The following is a 22,040-nucleotide window of genomic DNA, read 5'->3' as shown; positions in this document are numbered from 1 at the left end:
ACTGCGTATATAAAGATTAAAAAACAATGTTTCAAATATTAAAAGCTTATTAATTCTTATATTTTTGTTGATCTAATTAAACCACCTTACATGAAAATATACTTATTGCCACTACTAATCTTACTATCTTTTAATTTATCAGCTCAACAAGATTCTGATATTATAATGACTAATATTAGAAATGAGAATAGAAATAGTATAAAAAGTATTGATGAATTGGATCAATCCGTTGCTGAGTTATTAAAAAAAATTAAGAGTGATGGTACTTGGGATGATATCGATTATAAAATGATTGAAAGAACGAAATGGCAGCCAGTACAGCATATAGAACGAATTGCAGTATTAAGTAATGCTTATACTATTCCTGAGAGTACTTATTTTGAAGATGTAAAGCTTTTTAATACCATAGAGCTAGCTTTAAAATTTTGGGATAATCTAAATCCAATAAGTAAGAACTGGTGGTTTAATGAAATTGCTGTTCCTAAAAAATTAGGTCACTTATTAATTGCTTTAAGAAAAGGATCAAGACAAATTGATGAGTCACTTGAAGCAAGATTAATTAAAAAATTAAATAGGGGAGATGTTTTTAAGAAAACTGGCGCTAATAAATTAGATATTGCCTTGCATTTTATCTATCGTGGGTGTTTATTAAACGACCCTGAAATTATTAATATTGGAGCCACACAGTCATTTATTCCTTTGGCATTCACTAATAAAGAAGGAATTCAATATGATTATTCTTATCAGCAGCATGGACCTCAAATATATATTGGAGGTTACGGTTCGGTTCTTGTAAATACTGAGTTGCAGGTAGCTTCATATTTACAAGGCACTTCTTATGCTTTATCAGGAACAAAATTGAAGATCTTATCTAAGTTTGTTTTGAATACTTATGCAGGTGTTCACAGAGGAAAATATATGGATTTTAGTGTTACAGGAAGAGGTATTGCAAATAAAAATACCTTGAGCAATGAGGGTTTTACTGGTACATTAGAGAAATTAAAATTAATTGATGCTGAAAATGCTAATAAGTATGATGTATTGATTTCGAGATTCAATGAGTCTCAACCTCCAAGTTATGATGTTAAAAAACGACATACTCAATTTTGGGAATCAGATTTTACACTTCATAACGATCCGTCGTATGCATTTTCTGTGCGAACTTCTTCTACCAGAACGTCAAAATCGGAAAATGGAAATAAAGCAAATTTAAAAGGTTATTTTTTAGCTGAAGGAGCCACTTCTATCCGTGTAGATGGTGATGAATATTATAATATTTTTCCTGTTTGGCAATGGAATAAAATACCTGGAGTCACTGCACCTCAAGTTTCTAATATTCCAATTCGTCATCAATGGTCTGTTTTGGGAACTTCTGAGTTTACCGGAGGTGTTACAGATAGTATTTATGGCGCAACAACATATATTATGAAGGATTTTAATACTGAAGCTAAGAAAGGTTGGTTCTTTTTTGAGGAGGAAATCGTATGCTTAGGAAGCGGAATTAATGCTACCGCAGATGAGAAAATTCTAACCACTATAAATCAGTGTTATTTAGATGGTTCTATTATTATATCAGAGAATAATAAAACTTCCACTGTTCCAAATGGAAACAATAACACGTACGATAACATAGATTGGATACTGCATGATAAAATCGCTTATTTTTTTCCTGATCATGGAAACGTAAGATTTACTAATGGATCTCAAACTGGAAATTGGTATGAGATTAATAAAAATCGGTCTAAAGATATGGTTAGTGAGACTGTTTTTACATTATGGTTGGATCATGGAGTGAAACCTAAAAATGCTACTTATAGCTATATTGTTATGCCTAACAAGGATATTAATTCAATACAGAAATATGATAGCGAGAATATAGTTATTGTTGAAAATTCTAAAGATATTCAGGCAGTTTATAATAAGAAACTTGATGTTATGGAAGTAATATTTTATACACCAAATAAATTAAATTATAAGGATGTAAATATAGCGGTGGATAAGCCTTGTGTATTATTGCTAAAGAATATTAAAACTCCTTATGTAAATATTTCTATTGCTGACCCTAGTCAGCAACAAGCAGCAATTAAACTGATAGCAAAGCTTCCTGAAATTAAAAAATCTAGAGTATTAACCTTAAATTTACCTACAGGAAATTACGCGGGTTCAAGTTTACCGTTTGTAATAGATAGTAATACTCCTGTGTTTTTCTAATAAGAAAACTTCAAAAATTATCTAACTATGGAAATAGCTATTAACGATACTTGGAAAGAGCAATTAAAAGGGGAGTTTAGCAAAGAATATTTTAAAGAATTGGTTTCCTTTGTGAAAGAAGAATATGCTAACCATGTTTGTTACCCAGCAGAAAATGAGATTTTTGCAGCTTTTAATTATTGTGCTTTTAATGATACTAAAGTAGTAATTATTGGTCAAGACCCTTATCATGGACCAAATCAAGCAAATGGACTCTGTTTTTCGGTTCATGATGGAATAAAACATCCTCCTTCGTTAATAAATATTTTTAAAGAGTTAGAAACAGACATTAATAAGGATTATCCAGAAAGTGGAAATCTAGAATCATGGGCTGAGCAAGGAGTATTGTTATTAAACGCTACGCTAACCGTGCGAGAGCATGATGCTGGAAGTCATCAGAAAAAGGGATGGGAAGTTTTTACTGATACTATTATAAAAACTATTTCAGATAATCGAGAGGATATTATTTTTTTACTTTGGGGAGGTTTTGCTAAAAAGAAAATAAAACTCATCGATACTAAAAAACACCATGTACTTACTTCAGGACATCCCTCCCCATTAAGCGCAAATCGCGGGTACTGGTTTGGGAATCGTCACTTCAGTAAATGCAATGAAATTCTTCTTAAAAATGGTAAGAAACCTATTATTTGGTAGCTATTTGAGAATAAGGCAGGCTTTTCTCTATAATAGTCAATCGCTGTAATTGTTCTTGTACATTTTTGACCGTAATCGGGTTTATAGCTTCTTGACTCCAACGTGTAATGGAAAGCCATTCTTGGATATCTTCAATTTTCTGCTCATATCTATTGGCTAGCATTCTATCGATACTTGGTATATCTTTAAAATCTTCAGTATAAACATTTATTACCTCTAGAATATGCTCCACAATCGAAGGATTCTTTTTTAAAATCTCATCAGTAGCAGCAATTACAAAGCAAGGCCATGGAGTAGGGCAGTCTCCAATTCTTTTAAAAATCCCTTTATCAACAATAGGCTTCGTTGTAAAATGCTCCCACATAAAATAATCGACAGTACCATTTGATAGAGCTTCAATAGCACCATCTAGATTATTAACTACTTCAAATTTTAAATCGTTGGTGTTCCAACCATTATTATCTGCGTTAACATAGGCCATTAAGTGACTCCCACTTCCATATCTAGAAATAGCGGTAGTTTTCCCTTTTAAATCTTCGATCTTTTTATAAGGAGCTTTACCAGCTGTATGAATTCCCCAATACAAAGGTGATTGTACAAAAACTTGTACTATTTTAGATGGATTTCCACCTACAATATCTTTGATGATCCCTTCAGTTAGAATAATGGCAATATCAGTTTCTCCTTCACGAAGCATATTACACATTTTTCCAGTCCCTTCAGGAATATCTGTCCATTCTAAATCGATCCCTCTATTTTCAAAAGCTCCGTCTTCGATAGCAAGATGCCAAGGCAAGTTGAAATGTTCTGGAACTCCTACAATTTTTACTTTTTTCATCTTAAAAATCCTTTACGTTATGTTCTAATAATTTTGCATAAAGCATGTAACTAAAAATAGGCGGTGTGATTTATTGTTGGTGTAAATGTAATATTTGTTTTTATTCCTTCAGAAAATAAAATTGATAAACTAGGAAATAAGTGCTTTCTAGTTGAAAACAGTAGTTAAACTAAAATACTTGTTGAGTTATAAAGAGAGTTTCTCTAGTGTATATTTAATTAAATTTTCTGTAGCTAGCGTAGGATTCTCAGAAAAGCTTCCATTTGGTCGATTCGCAATAATACAATTCATAGAAACTGCTTTATGACCTAATAATTGTGCTAACCCGTAGATTCCAGCAGTTTCCATTTCTAAATTTGTTACCCTAAATCCTTTATAGTTAAAGGAAGCAAGTTTGTCATTTAGCAACGGATCTTGAGTATCTAAGCGTAATTTTCTTGATTGTGGACCATAAAAACCTACATTGGTAGCTGTAAATCCAAGATGAATTTTATCACTCATAAGTTTACTCCCTAATTCTTTGTTATAAGCAACAACATAGGGAGTAGACTTTTGATCTGACCAATCTGTATGTTTTATAATTTCTTGCTGAATATCTGGATGCTGAATATGTTCACTTCTATAAAAGTGAAGTAAACTATCGAAACCAACTGCATACTCACTCATTAAAAAGCTGTCTGTAGGAATCTCAGTCTGTATAGATCCACTAGTTCCAATCCTTACAATCTCTAATGATTGCAGCTTGTTTTTAACAGTACGAGTTTTAAAATCGATATTTACTAAAGCATCTAATTCATTGAATACAATATCTATATTATCTGTTCCAATACCTGTAGAAACTACTGAAATTCTTTTATTATTAAGATACCCCGTATGAGTTACAAACTCTCTCTTTCCTTTTTTTAATTCTATACGATCAAAATATTGGGAAACGGTAGCTACTCTCTCTGGGTCACCAACAGTAATAATTGTATTTGCAATATCTTCTGGAAGTAAATTTAAATGGTAAATACTACCATCTTCATTTAGTATTAATTCAGATTCAGCAATTTTACTCATTCTATAATTTTAGTAATTGACCTTCCTCTTCTAAAAACAAAAAGGAATATTTTGGTGTTCCTCCTAAATACTCCTTATCGCTTCTTATGTTTGGATAGTAATTCTCTATTTTTTCAGCTACTTTAACGCCTGTTTTGGTAAGTTTTACTGGATTAAAAGATCTAAATAATGGTCTTAAATTATTTGCCATTTTAGTAAACTGCATATCTCCAAATCCATAAATACCTTGGCTACGTAGCATTTCATTGACTATTTCTTCTTTAGAAGCTAACTTGGTATCAATACTTTTTTGAAGCATCAAGTTCTCTAATTCGTTTAAACCATTTTTTAAACTCGGAAATCTATGAATATGAGCTTCCATAGCTTCAGAAAGAAATATAAGCTGACTCTTATTTTGTTTTATAGCATTTTGAAGTCGGATAGGATTGTTCTCGCAATAGAGTTGCCAAATATAATCACCATACTCAATATCATCTTTAGAGAGCAGAACCTTATTCTCGTATACTTCTTTTAGCTTGTCATTGCTCAATGTAGAAAGTCCGTTAAGAGAATCTATATTATCATCTGGATAGGCTAAGAAAATAGCTGCTTCTTTGCGGTTTTTCTTAAGCCAACTAATAACAGCAATCATATTTACCTGACAAAAGAGATCGCTATCAAACCACAATACAATTTCTTCTTGACTTTTCTGATTACAAAGATTTCTGTACTCTTTTAAAGTCCTATTTATAAAAGTGTCTTTCGTGATTTTATAAGCCCTATTAAGATACTCATATCGGTGACGCCAAAAGGTTTCACTACCAACTTCATTAGTAGTTTTTCCTTCACATAGCATTTCTCGCCATGTAATAATATCACCAGAAATATTTAACTTATTTAAAACAGCAGTAAAGCTGTCTCCGTTTGTAATATGTAGTGTATTTGCCATTTTAATATAGGTTAGAGGAATGTAAATGTATTAATTAAGGGTTAAAAAACAATAAAATATGTATTAATTCTATAACGTTAGAACTAACATATTATTTGATATAGAAATACATTTTACGGTAAGTACTGCTATTGCTAAAGTTATCGATAAACTGCTAACCACCAACACGTTTAACCTTAAAGCCTTTTTCTTTTAGCATAGTCATTATTTTATCTCTATAGTCTCCTTGGATAATTATTTTATCATCCTTAAAGGAACCTCCAACACTCAATTTTGTTTTTAATTCTTTGGCCAATTTTTTAAAATCCTCGGTAGCGCCAGTATAGCCATCAATTATAGTGATAGGTTTTCCTTTTCGCTTTTCGTATTTACAAAGCAACGGTTCATCTTGCATCCAGATCTCATCTTTTCCATCTTCTTTTTGTGGTTCTTCTTGAAACTCATGATCTGGAAATAAGTTTTTAAGCTGATCTTGTATGTCCATTATAATATTGTATTCTTAAAAAATTACTTTTTAATTAATCCCAATTCTATTAAACGCTCATGAAGAAATTCTCCAGAAGTAATATCATCATATAATTTAGGATGGTCTTCATCTATACAGTTTTCCAAAACATTTAAAGGCATGTCGCTTACAGGATGCATAAAAAATGGAACAGAATATCTAGAAGTACCCCAAAGTTCTTTAGGCGGGTTTATTACTTGATGAATTGTAGATTTCAACTTGTTGTTAGTATGTCTAGAAAGCATATCCCCAACGTTAATCATTAATTCGTCTGGCGCTGCAATAGCATCAATCCATTCTCCTTCATGATTTTGAACTTGCAATCCTCTTCCTTGCGCACCCATTAACAAGGTTATTAAATTTATATCCCCATGAGCTGCTGCTCTTACTGCATTTTTTGGTTCTTCTTTAATTGGAGGATAGTGGATTGGTCTGAGAATAGAGTTTCCATTCTTAATATATTTATCAAAATAAACTTCGTCTAAATCTAAATGAAGCGCCAAAGCTCTTAAAACATACTTTGCTGTTTTCTCTAACTGCTTATAAGTTTCTTTCCCTACTTCATTAAAACTTGGAAGCTCTTTTACTTGTACGTTATCTGGATATTCCTCTGCTAGTTTAGCATCATCTTCTACATATTGTCCAAAATGCCAAAACTCCTTTAAATCGCCTTCTTTTTTTCCTTTAGCATGTTCTTTTCCAAAAGAAGTATATCCTCTTTGTCCTCCAATACCTTCAATCTCATATTTGTCTTTAACTTCACTCGGGAGGTCAAAGAATTTCTTTATCTCAGCATATAAGTTGTCAATCAACTTTTCAGACAGGAAATGACCTTTTAAAGCCACAAAACCTATCTCTTCATATGCTTTACCTATTTCAGCTATAAATTTCTGCTTACGATTTGGATCTTCAGAAAGAAAATCGCCTAAATCTACACTTGGTATCTTATTCATTTTTATACAATTTTATACGGCATAAGCCTGAGATATCTAACAAATGTAGCGAATTATGATTATTTAATAATTCGGCTTAGTATTTTTTATAGAAATCAAGGTTTATTAATTGTTGAATTGTTTATTGCTGATTGTCTTTACTATCCTTGAAATTATGCTTTTTGAGAATTAAAATTTATAGGATGCTTATTGTTATTTTTCTACATTTGATACAAATGTGTTTAATATGAATGATACATCCATGAGTACCTTTTTTGATTATAATAGACAAGACATAGATTCTGAAACGCTTCTTTTATTGTATCGAAATATGTTGAAGTCTAGAATGATAGAAGAAAAGATGCTGGTTTTGCTAAGACAAGGAAAAGTTTCTAAGTGGTTTAGTGGAATAGGGCAGGAAGCCATTGCTGTAGGTGTAACAATGTCTTTAAATACTGATGAGTATATTCTTCCGATGCACAGAAATTTAGGGGTGTTTACAACAAGAGAGATCCCTTTAAACAGGCTTTTTTCACAGTGGCAAGGAAAAGCAAATGGTTTTACCAATGGGAGGGATCGTAGTTTCCACTTCGGAACTCAAGAATATAAGATTGTTGGAATGATTTCTCATTTGGGGCCACAATTAGGTGTTGCAGATGGAATTGCTTTAGCACATAAATTAAGGAATGAAAAAAAGGTAACAGCTGTTTTTACGGGAGAAGGGGGTACAAGTGAAGGTGATTTTCATGAGGCACTGAATATTGCTTCCGTTTGGTCGTTACCTGTGATGTTTTGCGTTGAAAATAACGGTTATGGACTCTCAACGCCCACTTCAGAACAATATAAGTGTATAAATATTGCTGATAAAGGTGTAGGTTATGGAATGGAATCTCATATAATTGAAGGAAACAATATCTTAGAAGTTTACAAAAAAGTCAAAGATATTGCCGAAAGCATAAGAAATGAACCACGTCCTGTTTTATTAGAGTTTAAGACTTTTAGGATGCGTGGACATGAGGAAGCAAGTGGAATTAAATATGTGCCTGAAGATTTAATTGCTGAATGGGGAACTAAAGACCCATTATTAAATTATAGAGAATACTTATTTAATGAAGAAGTTTTATCTGTTGCTACTGAAGAATCTTATCGAAGTAAAATACAATCGGAAATAGATGAGAATTTACAGATTTCAAGCGCAGAAAAAGAAATTTCTTCTACTGAATCAAAAGAATTAAGTAGTATATTTCATACGTTTCAAAATGAAGAAGTTAATCCGAATCAGACTAAAAAAAATATCCGATTTGTAGATGCTGTTTCAGATGGTTTAAAGGAGAGTATGCTAAAGCATAATGACCTCGTTATTATGGGACAAGATATCGCCGATTATGGAGGAGTTTTTAAGGTTACAGAAGGTTTTGTTGAGCAATTTGGAGCAGATAGAATAAGAAACACGCCAATTTGCGAATCTGGGATTGTTTCTACCGCTATGGGACTCTCTATTAACGGGATGAAGGCTGTCGTAGAAATGCAGTTTGCAGATTTTGCTTCTAGTGGCTTTAATCCAATAGTAAATTACTTAGCAAAATCATATTACCGATGGGAACAGAAGGCAGATGTTGTTATCAGAATGCCCTGTGGCGGTGGTGTGGGAGCGGGACCTTTTCATTCACAATCTAATGAAGCTTGGTTTACAAAAACACCTGGATTAAAAGTAGTTTATCCCGCTTTTCCAGAGGATGCAAAAGGATTATTGATTTCAGCAATAAACGATCCCAATCCTGTCATGTTTTTTGAGCATAAAGGATTGTACAGAAGCATCTCTCAAGAGGTTCCAGAAGGATATTACAATACTCCAATAGGGAAAGCTAAAATAGTGAGGGAAGGCGATAAAGCAACAATTATAACCTATGGAAGTGGTGTCCACTGGGCCTTAGATCTTTTAGAGGGTGCTAATGATTTATCAGTTGAAATTATTGATTTACGAACGCTTTCGCCTTTAGATACAGAGACTATATATAATTCAGTTAAAAAAACAGGACGTGCACTAATTTTACAAGAAGATACCTTGTTTGGTGGTATTTCTAGTGATATTTCAGCAATGATTACAGAAAATTGTTTTACTTATTTAGATGCTCCCATAAAAAGGGTCGCTAGTTTAGATACTCCGATTCCATTTGCTAAGTCGTTGGAAAATCAGTTTTTAGCTAAATCTAAGCTTGAAAAATCACTGTATGAACTGCTAGATTTTTAGAATATTTACGAATTAATGTTTTGTTAATTTAACAAGATAATACTTATTTTCAACAGCATTTTTATTATCTTAGTAAATAGATAAATTATTATATACTATAAACTAAAACAACATGAAAAATAAGGCGTATATTTTTATACTATTGATGTCTTTCGTTTTAACCTCATGCGGGAGCTTGAGCAAAGAAAACAGAGATAATCGTAAATCCTTAGATGGTACTTGGAAATTGACCAATATAGATTATCAGAATAACGAAGGGTATTTTAAATCTATATTATTTAACGATGTTTCAGCAAAGTGCTTCAGAGGTAGCGAATGGTTTTTCCGTTCTAATAATAGCACAGGATTTTACAATATCTTAGAACCCGGAAGTTGTGCTCCTGGTCAACGTAATATCCGTTGGTCTATTCAAGACGACGCGAATGGAAATCCAACAAAATTTCAATTTAAATTTACTGATGAGAAGAAAAATGATATTGGAGGAGGATATGGTTATGTATTCCAAATCAATTCTTTATCACCAGAAAAAATGGTAATCTCAGCCGATGCTGCTGTAGATAATGGTTCCGTAACTGTAGTTTACGAATTCACAAAAATAGCATCACTTAGATAATTAATAAAAAAACTATATCAACATCATTATGAAAAGAATCATATTAAAAAGTAGTATTGTATTAACTTCATTATTAATGCTAGTTAGTTGTGAGGCTATACAGAACTCCAATAATAAACAGAGAGGAACTGCAATAGGGGCTGGTTCTGGTGCTGCAATTGGAGGAATCATTGGAAATAACGTAGGAGATGGAAATAATTCTGTCTTAGGAGCTATTATTGGAGCAGCCGTTGGTGGTGCTGTTGGTAATAGAATTGGGAACAAAATGGATAGAAACGCAGAAGCTATTGAGGAAGCAATTCCTGGTGCTGAAGTTACTAGAATTGGAGAAGGTATTAATGTTACTTTTGATGAAAATAGCGGTGTTAAATTCCAATTGAATTCTGCTGATATCTCTGCTGAAGGTCAAGAAACACTTAGAAAAATGGCTGAAGTATTTGTAGAGTATGATGATACAAATATTTTGATCGAAGGACATACAGATAGTTCTGGAGCCGATTCATACAACCTTTCTCTTTCTGAAAAAAGAGCTAAGTCTGTAGCTAGTTTTCTTCAAGCTAATGGAGTTTCTTCATCTAGAATGACAACAAAATGGTACGGAGAAACACAGCCTAAATTTGATAATAATACTGAAGAAGGACGTGTTAAAAACAGACGTGTAGAACTTGGTATTGTAGCAAGTGATGAAATGATTCAGGATGCTAAAACTCAGTAATCATATTATATTATAATTTTAAGTCCGATTTTAAGTAATCGGACTTTTTTGTTTTGAAACTAATTTAAAACTTAAACTTCATGAAGATTAGAAACATTAGAATTTTAATACTCATCGGTATAATAATTGTCGCGTTGGGTTGTAAAGATCAAAAGAAAGAAAAAGAAGGGGTAATAAATGAGCCTGAAATAGAAATTCCTCAAGATGAACCTAAAGCTACAGTAGTGCAAGGGGAGGAAGTAAGTTATAAAACCGATTCCACAACAATGAAAGGGTATATTTCTTACAATCCAGAATTAGAAGGAAAAAGGCCTGGAATATTGGTTGTTCACGAATGGTGGGGACACAACAAATACAGTCGTGAAAGAGCAGATAAATTAGCAGAATTAGGATATGTAGCATTGGCTGTAGATATGTATGGAGATGGTAAACAAGCCCAACATCCAGATGACGCAGGGAAGTTTGCAGGAATGGTAATGAAAAATATAGATGTAGCTAAAGCTAGATTTGATGCTGCTTTGTCTGTGCTAAAAAACAATCCTCATGTAGATCAAGAGAAAATTGCTGCGATAGGTTACTGCTTCGGAGGAAGTGTAGTTTTAACAATGGCAAACATGGGCGAAGATTTAGATGCTGTCGCTGCTTTTCATAGTGGAGTTCAACTTCCTGTAATGCCATCAGAAGATATAAAAGCAAAAATATTGGTGTGTAATGGTGCCGAAGATCCTTTCGTTTCTGAAGAGTCTATTATTAATTACACAAAAGCAATGGATAGTGTGAATGCCGATTATGAGTATATAGCTTATGAAGATGCTGTACATGCATTTACAAGCAAAGATGCAGATTCTTTAGGTAAGAAATTTGATTTGCCATTGGCGTATAATAAACAAGCTGATGAGAAATCTTGGGAGGAACTGAAGAAGCTCCTAAATGAAGTTTTTTAATCTTTAGAATTAAAGTTTAATACAAACACATTAACAATCATTAAATCCGAGTTCGCGCTCGGATTTTTTGTTTTACATTGAATTGATTCTGTTAAAAAATCTTAATCCTCGTTAAAGTCCATTAAAACATATGGTTACCTCTTAAAACAATTGTAACTTATAGGTTAGATAAATCAAATAAACCTAAAAATTCAACTAATGGATAAACCCTTAAATGTAGCTCAGAAACTCATAAAGTCACATTTGCTTCAAGGAGAGATGACTCCAGGGAGTGAAATAGGAATTAAGATAGATCAAGCGCTACTTCAAGATGCCACGGGAACATTGGTGCAACTTGAATTAGAAGCCATGGGTTTAGATACTGCCAAAACAGAAGTTGCCGTTCAGTATGTAGACCACAACCTTTTACAAACAGATTTTAAAAATGCAGATGATCATCTCTTTCTACATTCTGCAGCTCAAAAATTCGGAATATGGTATAGCCGTCCAGGAAATGGAGTGAGCCACCCTGTTCATATGGAACGTTTCGGTAAACCTGGTAAAACTTTAGTAGGTTCAGATAGTCATACCCCAGCAGCTGGTTCTTTAGGGATGCTAGCTATTGGTACTGGTGGACTAGATGTGGCTGCTGCCATTGCTGGCCAGCCTTATTTTGTTAAAATGCCTCAAGTTATGGGAGTAAAGCTAACCGGAAAACTCCCTGATTGGGTCAGCGCAAAAGATGTAATTCTAGAGATGTTAAGACGTTATGATGTTAAAGGTGGCGTCGGAAAAATCATAGAATATTATGGTGATGGATTACAACACCTAAGCGCAATGGATAGACATGTTATTGCCAATATGGGTGCCGAATTAGGAGCCACAACAACGGTTTTCCCTAGTGATGAAGAAACCAAACGCTTTCTGAAATCTCAGGATCGAGAAGATGATTGGAAGGAATTAATTGCTGATGAAGGCTGTGAGTATGATTCTGAGGATGAAATTATTCTAGATGAATTAGTTCCTCTTATAGCTTTACCAACTAGTCCTGGGAATGTAGTTCCTGTACGAGAAGTTGAAGGGAAAAGTATTAGTCAGGTAGTAATTGGATCTTCTGCAAACCCTGGATTAAGAGACTTTTGGATAGCCGGAGCTATTGTAAAAGATAAATCTATAAATCCAGAGGTGTCTTTTGATATCAATCCTACTTCTCGACAAATTATTCAGAACATGATTGATAATAGAGCTTTTGCCAATTTGATAAAAGCTGGCGCTAGATTTCATCAATCGGGTTGTATGGGATGCATCGGAATGGGACAAGCTCCTGCAAGCGGAACGATTAGTTTGCGAACGATGCCTCGTAATTTCCCAGATCGCTCTGGAACCAAAGACGATCAAGTACACCTATGTAGCCCAGAAACTGCTGCAGCTTCAGCATTAACAGGAAAAATTACAGATCCTAGAGATATAGAGAAACTATACAATATGAAATATCCTATTTATGAGGCTCCAGAAATGGATATTATAAATACAGATATGTTGGTTGCTCCTCCAGAAAATGGGGAGAATTTGAGTCTTAAAAAGGGACCAAACATTAAGGCGCTACCGCATATTGAAGCTTTAAAAGATAGTTACAAGATTCCTGTAGTTTTAAAAATGAAAGATAATGTTTCTACAGATGAAATTTTAAAAGCAGGAGCAGAGGTATTGCCATTTAGAAGTAATATTCCAGAAATCAGCAAGTTTTCATATACTGTGATCGACGAAACATTCTACGACCGCGCTATGGAAGCTAAGAATCAGTATGGCGGACATATAGTGGTGGCTGGAGAAAATTATGCGCAAGGAAGTAGTAGAGAGCACGCTGCAATAGCACCAAAATATTTAGGTCAAGTAGCTGTAATTGCTAAGAGTTATGCACGTATAGCATGGCAGAATCTTGTCAATTTCGGGATTTTACCACTAGAATTTATCAATCTTGATGATTATGACAAAATCCATCAAAATGCGATGGTAACTTTTAAAAACTTAAAAGAAGATGTTCAAAATAGAAACCCTATTCGGGTTATTGTTTCCTATGAAAATAAGGAAGAAGAATTTCTTGTAAAACATACAATGAGTGAGCGTCAGATTAATTTAATCCTTAAAGGAGGGATTATAAACGATTTTAAAGAAAAACTAGCATCATAAAAAAATAACTATGACACCATTAGAACAATTACATTTAGATAAAATTGCCAAAACAAATCATGAGATTTATGCGCTCTTAAAAATGCGCTGGAGTCCAAGAGTGTTTAAAGAAGATAAATTGCCTGAAAGCGAAATAAAACAGCTTTTTGAAGCTGCTAGATGGGCGCCAAGCTCTAATAATATGCAGCCTTGGCGGTTTATGTATGCCGAAAAAGGAAGTGATACTTATGATAAAATAGTAGATTGCTTAAGTGATTTTAATAAAAGTTGGGTGGTAAACGCTCCTTTATTAATGATTACAGCTTATAAAGAAAATACCGATGATGGAAAACCGAATTTTCATGCATTACACGATTTAGGACTTGCGGTAGGGAATATGTGCGTACAAGCACAATACATGAATATAGGAGTGCATCAAATGGCTGGAATCGATTGGGAGAAAGCTCAAAAAGTTTTTAAAATTCCAAAAGGCTACCACGTTTCTACGGCTATTGCATTAGGATATTACGGGGGAGACTTTAGTAAATTAAATGACAATCTGCTAGATATGGAAAAAAGTGAGAGAACACGTGTTCCTCAAAAAGATTTTGCCTTTAAAGACAGTTGGAAGAAATAAATAGAATAATTGTTTTGTAAACGCTATAAAATCCTGAGAAATATAATTCTCGGGATTTTTTTTACACTATATTTAAGTAATTCAAATAAGGCAAATTACGTGCGAAAAATAGTTGGTACACAAATATATGATGTAATTGTAATCGGTGGGGGATTGGCGGGCTTAACAGCAGCTATTCACTTATCAAAACTGAATTATAAAGTGCTTGTCTTTGAGAAAAATACTTTTCCTCATCACAAAGTATGTGGGGAATATGTCTCGAATGAAATTCTTCCTTATTTAGAATACTTGAATGTTTCTTTTAAAAATATGGAGTCAAAAACAATTGAAAGACTTCAAATAACAACAGAAAACGGGAGTCGTATTGAAACTAAGCTTCCTTTGGGTGGTATAGGTATCAGCAGATATGCCTTTGATGATTTACTCTATAAAAAAGCAATCTCCAATAATGTAGACTTTCTTTTTGAAGCGGTTAAATCAGTAACTTTTAATTCAAATACTTTTCAAGTCACCACAAAATCAGGCACCTATAACTCTAAAATTGCTATTGGAGCGTATGGGAAAAGAGACTATTTAGATAAACAACTGGATAGAAGCTTTATAAATAAAAAATCTTCATGGTTGGGAATCAAAGCGCATTATAAATATGATGTTTTCCCAGATGATTTGGTTGCTTTACATAGTTTTAAAGGTGGATATGGCGGATTGTCTAAAACAGAAACAGGAGCCGTTAATTTTTGTTACTTAACTACTTATAAAAGCTTTAAATGTGTAAACGGAGTTGAAGAGTTTAATAAAAACATAGTTTCTAAGAATAAAAATCTTGCAACCTTTCTAAAAGATGCTGAACCCATTTTTGAACACCCAATGAGTATCGCGCAGATTTCATTTTCAGAAAAAGAAAGTGTTTACAATCATATTTTAATGTGTGGAGATACAGCTGGATTGATTCATCCTCTTTGTGGTAACGGAATGGCAATGGCTATACATAGCGCTAAAATTGCTTCGGAATTAATTGATACATTTTTTAAGAATAATAGCTTTAATCGTAATGAATTAGAGAGAAGTTATCAGAAAGAGTGGAATAAACAATTTAAATCTCGATTATGGATGGGAAGGCAGCTCCAAAAGATACTTCTAAATAATCATATCGCCCCTGCAAGCATGAAATTGATTACTAATTCTCCGTGGTTGCTGAATAAAATGATTAAACAAACACATGGAAAACCAATTTTATGATGCTTAACTTTTCAAAAAGATGTGAAGATCCAGAATCCATGGACAATCCAAACTTAGACGCTTCTATGCTTCAAGAAGTTTTAAAAGACTTGTCTACTGTAAACCGATTGTTAAGTGGGAATAAAATAACAATTAAAGCAATAGAAACACTTATGCAACAGTATTCTAAAGATCATTATGTAATTGTAGATATGGGATGTGGTGATGGAAAAATGCTTAGGGATATTGCAAAATACTTCAGTAATAAGAAAACCACTTTAACACTTAAAGGAGTGGATTTAAGCGAAAAAGGGATTGAAATCGCTAGAAATTTATCTGAAGAATATTCCAATATTTCATATTCTTGTCAAGATATTTTAAAGTTAGATTCCAAAGATTTTCCATGTGATATTTTATTATGTACGCTTACCATGCATCATTTTAAAAACCCTCAAATTCCTATTTTTTTAAATCAGTTTCTAAAGCTTGCTAAAATTGGGGTCATTATTAATGATTTACACAGAAGTAAACTCGCTTATTATCTATTTAAATTGTTTAGTGCTATTTTTATAAAGACCAAAATAGCTAAAGAAGATGGTTTAATTTCCATAAAAAGCGGCTTTATAAAGTCCGATTTACAAGATTTCGCAAATAACTTACCAGATACAACCAATATTATTAAATGGAAGTGGGCATTCCGATATTTATGGGTGATACGTAGAACCAAACCAATTTAAATTTATGAAAGAAGTAAAAATAGTAACTGTAGCCAAAGAATTACCCGCTTTTCAGCGTAGAACGGAAGATATTTTGCCTTTAGTTGAAGTTTGGTTAGCAAATCAAGAGGAGCGATTTAGACGTAAGGTTATTAAGATTTTTGAAGGCGCTGCGGTAGATAAGCGTTATGCTATTATGGATGCCGAAGATGTGTTTACAAACACTTCTTTTGAAGACAAAAACAATATTTATATCCGAGAAGTAAAAAAACTAGGTACAAATGTGCTTAAAAAAGCTTTAGATAATGCTTCTTGGGAAGCAGCTTCTTTGGATTATATTATAACTGTTAGCTGCACAGGAATTATGATTCCGTCTCTAGATGCGTATCTTATTAATAACTTGGGGTTACGCCAAGATGTTGTTAGACTTCCCGTTACAGAAATGGGTTGTGCCGCTGGTGTAAGCGGACTTATCTATGCTTCTAATTTCTTAAAATCCAATCCTGGTAAACGTGCTGCAATTGTTGCTGTAGAAAGTCCAACTGCTACTTTTCAGTTAGATGATTATTCGATGGCAAATATGGTAAGTGCTGCTATTTTTGGTGATGGAGCTTCTTGTGTGTTGCTTTCTTCTGAAGAAAATGCAATAGGTCCAAAAATAATGGGAGAAGAGATGTATCATTTTAAAGATGCAACTCATATGATGGGTTTTGATTTAACCAATCATGGATTAAAAATGATTCTCGATCCAGCTGTTCCAGATACTATTGCAGCTCATTTCCCTTCAATCATACATCCATTTTTAGAAAAACATGGAACTTCAATTGAAAAAGTAGACCATCTTATTTTTCATCCTGGAGGAAAGAAAATTGTGCAAACTGTAGAAGAACTATTTGGTAAACTTGGTAAGAATATAGATGATACACGAGAGACACTTCGCCTTTATGGAAATATGAGTAGCGCAACGGTTCTCTATGTTTTAGAACGCTTTATGGATAAGGACATTCAACCTGGAGAACAAGGATTGGTTCTAAGTTTTGGTCCAGGGTTTTCTGCACAAAGGGTATTGTTAGAATGGTAAAAAAAGAAAATTATGAAAGAGTATTTAAATAAAAAACCTCAATTCTGGGCGCTAATTCTTGGAGGGAGTAGTGGCTTAGGACTCGCTTCAGCAAAAAGGCTTGCAGAAGATGGCTATAATATCATTATTGTTCATAGAGATAGGAAGTCTGATTTCCCTAAGATTGAATCGGAATTTGATAAAATCCGTTCTCACAATATTCATTTTAAAAATTTTAATATTGATGCTACTAATACAGAAAAGAGAAATAGCACCGTTCAAGCAATTAAAGAATTAATTAAGAATGGGCAAATAAAAGTGCTTGTAAATAGTATTGCAAAAGGGAATTTAAAACCTATGATTTCTGATGATTCTCCTACCTTAAAGAATCAAGACTTTCATCTAACAATAGATGCCATGGCAATTTGTGTGTACGATTGGACAAAGTTGATAATTGATTTAAATCTCTTTACAGAAGACACTCGTATTATCTCTTTTACTAGTGAAGGGAATGCTAGAGCTTGGGCAAATTATGCAGCGGTATCTGCTGCCAAAGCTGCTTTAGAGGCTATTCATAGAAATATGGCTTTAGAATTTGCTCCTTTAGGAATCAAAGCAAATTGTATACAAGCGGGAATTACAGAAACTAATTCTTTTAAAATGATTCCTGGAAGCGATGTATTAAAGAAGAATGCTATTGAAAGGAATCCAAATGGACGATTAACCACCCCTAAAGATATTGCGAATGTAGTTTCACTACTTTGTAGAGAAGAAGCTAAATGGATTACTGGAACTATAATTAAAGCAGATGGAGGCGAGAGTCTTCAGTAAATATATTCTGAACCATGAGAAAGGAACAAATCATAAAAAAAATCCTTGAAAACCTACCATATCAAGAGCCATTTTTATTTGTAGATCAAATAAATAATATCTCTGAAAACATTGTAGAAGGAACTTACACATTCTCTAAAGAAGCTTATTTTTATAAAGGTCATTTTAAAAACAACCCTGTAACCCCTGGAGTTATTTTAACTGAGTGTTGTGCGCAAATTGGATTGATTTGCATGGGTTTATATAATTTTATATCAACTAATACTTTAATAGAAAATGATTCACTTGCTATTGGACTTAGTAGTTCTGAAATGGAGTTTTATAAGCCTGTGCTTCCTTCGGAAAAGGTTCGTGTTACTTCTTCAAAAATATATTATCGCTTTCATAAATTAAAATGTGAAGTAAAAATGTATAATCAAAAAGAGGAACTCGTTTGTAAAGGAACGATTGCAGGGATGATAAAATATAATACGGATGCAAAATAGAGTTGTTATAACAGGTATGGGCGTATGTGCTCCTAATGGGATAGGGCTTGATGACTTTACTAATTCGCTCGTTAATGGAGAAAGTGGAATTACTTTTCATCAAGAACTATCAGATTTGAAATTCGGTTGTCAAATTGCTGGGAAACCAACTGTTAGCCAGGAGTTATTAAAGGAATATTTTACAGATTTACAGCTTCGAGGACTCAATGCTAGTGGAATTGTATATGGCGTGATTGCAGGGACTGATACATGGAAAGACGCTGGATTGGAGTATTCAGAGGGCGATGCTCCTAATTGGGATGATGGAATTATATTTGGAACCGGAATTTTAGGAGTAGATAAGTTTAGAGATTCCATCAACTTAATAGATCAAGGCAATGTAAGGCGATTGGGAAGCACTACCGTTTTACAAACAATGGCGAGTGGTATAAGCGCCTATTTAGGTGGTATTATAGGAGCAGGAAATCTAGTCACAACCAATTCATCTGCCTGTACCACAGGCACAGAAGGTATTTTAATGGCCTATGAACGTATTAAATTGGGAAAAGCTAAACGAATATTAACGGGAAGCTGTTCCGACAGTGGGCCTTATGTATGGGGCGGTTTTGATGCAATGCGAATCTTACCAAGAAAATTTAATGATAATCCTATGCAAGCAAGCCGCCCGATGAGTGAAAGTGCAGCGGGATTTGTTCCAGGAAGTGGAGCTGGAGCACTAGTAATTGAATCTTTAGAAAGTGCGTTGGAACGGAATGCAACAATCTATGCCGAAATTCTCGGAGGTAATGTTAATAGCGGCGGACAAAGGGGAGAAGGGACTATGACGGCTCCAAATAGTATCGCAGTACAAAAGTGTATTACTGATGCTATAAAAGATGCTAACATTAAGAGTAATGACATTGATGCTATCAACGGACATCTTACTGCAACTGCAAAGGATTCGCTCGAAATTGAAAACTGGAGCATGGCATTAGAGCGCGTAGGAAAAGATTTTCCGTATATAAACTCATTTAAAAGCATGTTTGGACATTGCTTGGCTGCCGCAGGTAGCATTGAAAGCGTGGCTACCGTATTACAATTTAAAGAAGGGAAGATTTTTGGAAATATTAATTGCGAAGACTTGCATCCTGAAATAGCGAAAATAGTAGAGTCTAAGCAGGTTTTGCAAAAAACAATATCATACCAGCCAAATATTATTGCAAAAGCTAGCTTTGGTTTTGGTGATGTAAATGCATGTGTTATCTTTAAAAAGTATATAAAATAATTCCTACGCTATGAATAACGAACATTATGAAAAGTTAAAGGATATCGTAAAGGTATATCTCCCTGAAGATGTTTCTGTAAACGATATTACTGCGGAAAGTAATTTTACTAAAGAACTTAATATCAACTCGGCAAATCTAGTAGATATTGTATTGGATGTAGAAGACACTTTTGATATCATGCTTGAAAATGATGATATGAATAATATGGAAACAGTAAATGATGCTTTGTTGATTATCGATAAAAAACTGCAAGAGAAGCAGTAATAGCTAGCCTTTTACAAATAAAAAAAGCGAATCCTAATTGGTTAAGATTCGCTTTTATAGATGTTTTACATAATACCTTATGGTATATTAATGTCGGAAGAGTCTGGCTTAATAAGTTTTAATATATCAGAAAAGGTATGTGCCATAACCGCTTTATCTCCTCTAATAGCTATTGGATATACTAATGTTTCTGGGTGTTTATTCAACACTTTCAATGCATCTGTATCGTCCAATTCGACGTTTTCACCAAATAAGTTTGTAAATGCTGGGTGTTCTTTAGAAATAAGTTCTGGAACGGTTTTTCCAACTCTATTTGCAATTTCTACCCATTCGGTATCTGCAATTTTAGTCTTAGTTAAATCGATTGCCAGTACTTTTGCCTCCGAAGAAACTGCATACGCTTGGCATTCTCGACCTAGTTTTGTGCTAGGGTCGAATATAAATGTTATTTGTCGGTCGTCTGTTGCTATGATACTCATCTCTTCCACGTAATGTTATTTTTATTGTTTAGCCTGCATTTTTTCTTTCTTCTTTCTCAGTTGTTTATCGAGATCGTCAGTGGCTTCTGCTATAGACATTTCGAATATCTCATGAGATGCTTCTGCGAATAATCTTGGTCCAGGAACGCTCACACGAATGTTACATATTTTCCCAGTATTTTTAGAAGAGGTATTTTCTGTCTTAAAAAATACATCAGCTCTAACCATAAAATCATACTTATCTAAAAGCTTATTGATTTTTTTTGTTGCCAATTCTTCTAAACGGCTGCTTGCAGCTACGTTGTCGTATTCAAAATTTATCTGCATAGTTATTAGTATTTATTCACGAAAGTGAAGTTAATATTCCTTCAATTCTTTCTCTTGAAGTAACCTTCTTAAAATTACTAAAATTAACGATGCTGATGAAGTAAACTTTGCGTTTTAATAAGAATTTATGAAATCGTTACGCTTGGCAACAAATTAATGGGTTCCTAATTATAAGATTACTTTTAATGCGACTATAAAAAACATTCCTTCTACGGAAGAATTATAAATGTTCTGTAAGTTTTTTTACCAAGTCATTTTTAGAAATCATTCCCGATTGACGCCAAACTGAAGCTCCGTCTTTAAAAATCATAAAAGTAGGCACTCCACGAACTTGAAATCTGCCTGCTAATTCTTGATTCTTATCAACATTCACTTTAATAATATTGATATTGTTTCCCATAGCTTGTTTTACTTCATCTAAAACAGGCATCATTGTTTGACAAGGGCCACACCAATCGGCATAAAAATCTATTAATACAGGTTTATTAACTTCTATAATATCTTTAAAACTACTTTTCATTTTAAGGTCTTTTGTATTTATACGATTAAAACAAACTTTTAGTCGGCAGAAATCTAATTTCCTTGCACTTTATCAGGATGCAAATACTTCTTTTCCATCCAAAATGTACCGAATGGAATAATAGAACACAGTAAAACAATAAATAAGGTTTTATACGACCATTTTAGTCTTTTGAAAAATACGAAAGCCATTACTACATACGTAACGAACAGGATTCCATGTATGTAACCTACAATTTTATTTGGACCTCCCATATCCATTAAATACTTTAATGGCATCGTAATTCCAAATAATAATAAATAAGAAATCCCTTCTAATATACTGATAAGTCTAAAATTCTTGATATTCATTTGTTTGATTTTAATACAAAAATAAAGCACCGAGACGAGTTTCGGTGCTTT

Annotated in this window: 24 protein-coding genes; 15 read left to right on the top strand and 9 right to left on the bottom strand. The window is 33.5% G+C overall.

Annotated features, from left to right (window positions below; all coding sequences use genetic code 11):
* The first annotated feature begins 90 nt into the window (after positions 1–90).
* Both ACN0TY_RS06180 and ACN0TY_RS06175 read left to right on the top strand, forming a co-directional pair.
* Entirely contained in the window at positions 91–2,211 is a 2,121-nt protein-coding gene (locus tag ACN0TY_RS06180; protein WP_417443785.1) for a polysaccharide lyase 8 family protein, read from the top strand.
* 27 nt (positions 2,212–2,238) lie between these two features.
* A complete protein-coding gene (locus ACN0TY_RS06175) occupies positions 2,239–2,904 on the top strand; it encodes a uracil-DNA glycosylase (protein WP_417443784.1) in 666 nt (221 codons plus the stop codon).
* Here the strand turns inward: ACN0TY_RS06175 and ACN0TY_RS06170 are convergent.
* From ACN0TY_RS06170 to ACN0TY_RS06150, 5 genes are all read right to left on the bottom strand, one after another.
* Positions 2,894–3,742 (bottom strand): substrate-binding domain-containing protein, encoded by an 849-nt coding sequence (locus tag ACN0TY_RS06170; protein ID WP_417443783.1) that lies wholly within the window; start codon positions 3,740–3,742, stop codon positions 2,894–2,896. The genes ACN0TY_RS06175 and ACN0TY_RS06170 overlap by 11 nt on opposite strands.
* A gap of 186 nt (positions 3,743–3,928) precedes the next feature.
* Entirely contained in the window at positions 3,929–4,801 is an 873-nt protein-coding gene (locus ACN0TY_RS06165; protein ID WP_417443782.1) for a nucleoside phosphorylase, read from the bottom strand.
* A 1-nt stretch (position 4,802) separates the two neighbouring features.
* Positions 4,803–5,729, bottom strand: coding sequence for a DUF1835 domain-containing protein (locus ACN0TY_RS06160; RefSeq protein ID WP_236958348.1), 927 nt, complete (start codon positions 5,727–5,729; stop codon positions 4,803–4,805).
* A 154-nt stretch (positions 5,730–5,883) separates the two neighbouring features.
* Positions 5,884–6,213: a translation initiation factor gene (locus ACN0TY_RS06155; RefSeq protein WP_236958349.1), complete on the bottom strand. Its 330-nt coding sequence runs from the start codon at positions 6,211–6,213 to the stop codon at positions 5,884–5,886.
* Between the two features lie 23 nt (positions 6,214–6,236).
* Complete coding sequence (locus ACN0TY_RS06150; protein ID WP_417443781.1) at positions 6,237–7,187, bottom strand: isopenicillin N synthase family dioxygenase; 951 nt, start codon at positions 7,185–7,187, stop codon at positions 6,237–6,239.
* Between the two features lie 226 nt (positions 7,188–7,413).
* Here ACN0TY_RS06150 and ACN0TY_RS06145 point away from each other — a divergent pair, with 226 nt between their 5' ends.
* From ACN0TY_RS06145 to ACN0TY_RS06085, 13 genes are all read left to right on the top strand, one after another.
* A complete protein-coding gene (locus tag ACN0TY_RS06145) occupies positions 7,414–9,417 on the top strand; it encodes an alpha-ketoacid dehydrogenase subunit alpha/beta (protein ID WP_417443780.1) in 2,004 nt (667 codons plus the stop codon).
* 112 nt (positions 9,418–9,529) lie between these two features.
* Positions 9,530–10,030, top strand: a complete 501-nt coding sequence (locus ACN0TY_RS06140) for a lipocalin family protein (protein WP_236958352.1) — start codon at positions 9,530–9,532, stop codon at positions 10,028–10,030.
* 28 nt (positions 10,031–10,058) lie between these two features.
* Positions 10,059–10,745 carry an OmpA family protein gene (locus ACN0TY_RS06135; protein ID WP_236958353.1) on the top strand — a complete coding sequence of 229 codons (687 nt, stop codon included), beginning with the start codon at positions 10,059–10,061 and terminating at the stop codon, positions 10,743–10,745.
* Between the two features lie 80 nt (positions 10,746–10,825).
* A complete protein-coding gene (locus ACN0TY_RS06130) occupies positions 10,826–11,689 on the top strand; it encodes a dienelactone hydrolase family protein (RefSeq protein WP_417443779.1) in 864 nt (287 codons plus the stop codon).
* Between the two features lie 198 nt (positions 11,690–11,887).
* Positions 11,888–13,858 carry an aconitate hydratase gene (locus tag ACN0TY_RS06125; RefSeq protein ID WP_417443778.1) on the top strand — a complete coding sequence of 657 codons (1,971 nt, stop codon included), beginning with the start codon at positions 11,888–11,890 and terminating at the stop codon, positions 13,856–13,858.
* Positions 13,859–13,868: 10 nt separating this feature from the next.
* Positions 13,869–14,474, top strand: coding sequence for a nitroreductase family protein (locus ACN0TY_RS06120; protein ID WP_417443777.1), 606 nt, complete (start codon positions 13,869–13,871; stop codon positions 14,472–14,474).
* 99 nt (positions 14,475–14,573) lie between these two features.
* Positions 14,574–15,713: an NAD(P)/FAD-dependent oxidoreductase gene (locus ACN0TY_RS06115; RefSeq protein ID WP_417443776.1), complete on the top strand. Its 1,140-nt coding sequence runs from the start codon at positions 14,574–14,576 to the stop codon at positions 15,711–15,713.
* The gene (locus ACN0TY_RS06110) at positions 15,710–16,429 is read left to right on the top strand and encodes a methyltransferase domain-containing protein (protein WP_417443775.1); all 720 of its coding nucleotides are present in this window, start codon (positions 15,710–15,712) and stop codon (positions 16,427–16,429) included. Before ACN0TY_RS06115 ends, ACN0TY_RS06110 begins: the two co-directional genes overlap by 4 nt.
* A 4-nt stretch (positions 16,430–16,433) precedes the next feature.
* Positions 16,434–17,489: a type III polyketide synthase gene (locus ACN0TY_RS06105; protein WP_417443774.1), complete on the top strand. Its 1,056-nt coding sequence runs from the start codon at positions 16,434–16,436 to the stop codon at positions 17,487–17,489.
* 12 nt (positions 17,490–17,501) lie between these two features.
* Positions 17,502–18,299, top strand: a complete 798-nt coding sequence (locus ACN0TY_RS06100) for an SDR family oxidoreductase (RefSeq protein ID WP_417443773.1) — start codon at positions 17,502–17,504, stop codon at positions 18,297–18,299.
* Between the two features lie 14 nt (positions 18,300–18,313).
* Positions 18,314–18,784, top strand: a complete 471-nt coding sequence (locus ACN0TY_RS06095; protein ID WP_417443772.1) for a 3-hydroxyacyl-ACP dehydratase FabZ family protein — start codon at positions 18,314–18,316, stop codon at positions 18,782–18,784.
* A complete protein-coding gene (locus ACN0TY_RS06090; RefSeq protein ID WP_417443771.1) occupies positions 18,774–20,048 on the top strand; it encodes a beta-ketoacyl-[acyl-carrier-protein] synthase family protein in 1,275 nt (424 codons plus the stop codon). The genes ACN0TY_RS06095 and ACN0TY_RS06090 overlap by 11 nt, the downstream gene beginning before the upstream one ends.
* A 10-nt stretch (positions 20,049–20,058) precedes the next feature.
* The gene (locus ACN0TY_RS06085) at positions 20,059–20,313 is read left to right on the top strand and encodes a phosphopantetheine-binding protein (RefSeq protein ID WP_417443770.1); all 255 of its coding nucleotides are present in this window, start codon (positions 20,059–20,061) and stop codon (positions 20,311–20,313) included.
* Between the two features lie 77 nt (positions 20,314–20,390).
* Here the strand turns inward: ACN0TY_RS06085 and ACN0TY_RS06080 are convergent, their stop codons facing one another.
* From ACN0TY_RS06080 to ACN0TY_RS06065, 4 genes are all read right to left on the bottom strand, one after another.
* Positions 20,391–20,792, bottom strand: a complete 402-nt coding sequence (locus ACN0TY_RS06080; protein ID WP_236958364.1) for an arsenate reductase family protein — start codon at positions 20,790–20,792, stop codon at positions 20,391–20,393.
* Between the two features lie 21 nt (positions 20,793–20,813).
* Positions 20,814–21,119, bottom strand: a complete 306-nt coding sequence (gene hpf / locus ACN0TY_RS06075) for a ribosome hibernation-promoting factor, HPF/YfiA family (RefSeq protein WP_417443769.1) — start codon at positions 21,117–21,119, stop codon at positions 20,814–20,816.
* 220 nt (positions 21,120–21,339) lie between these two features.
* Entirely contained in the window at positions 21,340–21,639 is a 300-nt protein-coding gene (gene trxA, locus ACN0TY_RS06070; RefSeq protein ID WP_236958366.1) for a thioredoxin, read from the bottom strand.
* A gap of 53 nt (positions 21,640–21,692) precedes the next feature.
* Entirely contained in the window at positions 21,693–21,989 is a 297-nt protein-coding gene (locus tag ACN0TY_RS06065) for a DUF3817 domain-containing protein (protein ID WP_236958367.1), read from the bottom strand.
* Between the last annotated feature and the right edge of the window lie 51 nt (positions 21,990–22,040).

The organism is Joostella sp. (assembly GCF_048266025.1).
GTDB classification, from domain to species: Bacteria; Bacteroidota; Bacteroidia; order Flavobacteriales; family Flavobacteriaceae; genus Galbibacter; species Galbibacter atrarenae.
This window is presented reverse-complemented; position numbering and strand designations above follow the sequence as displayed.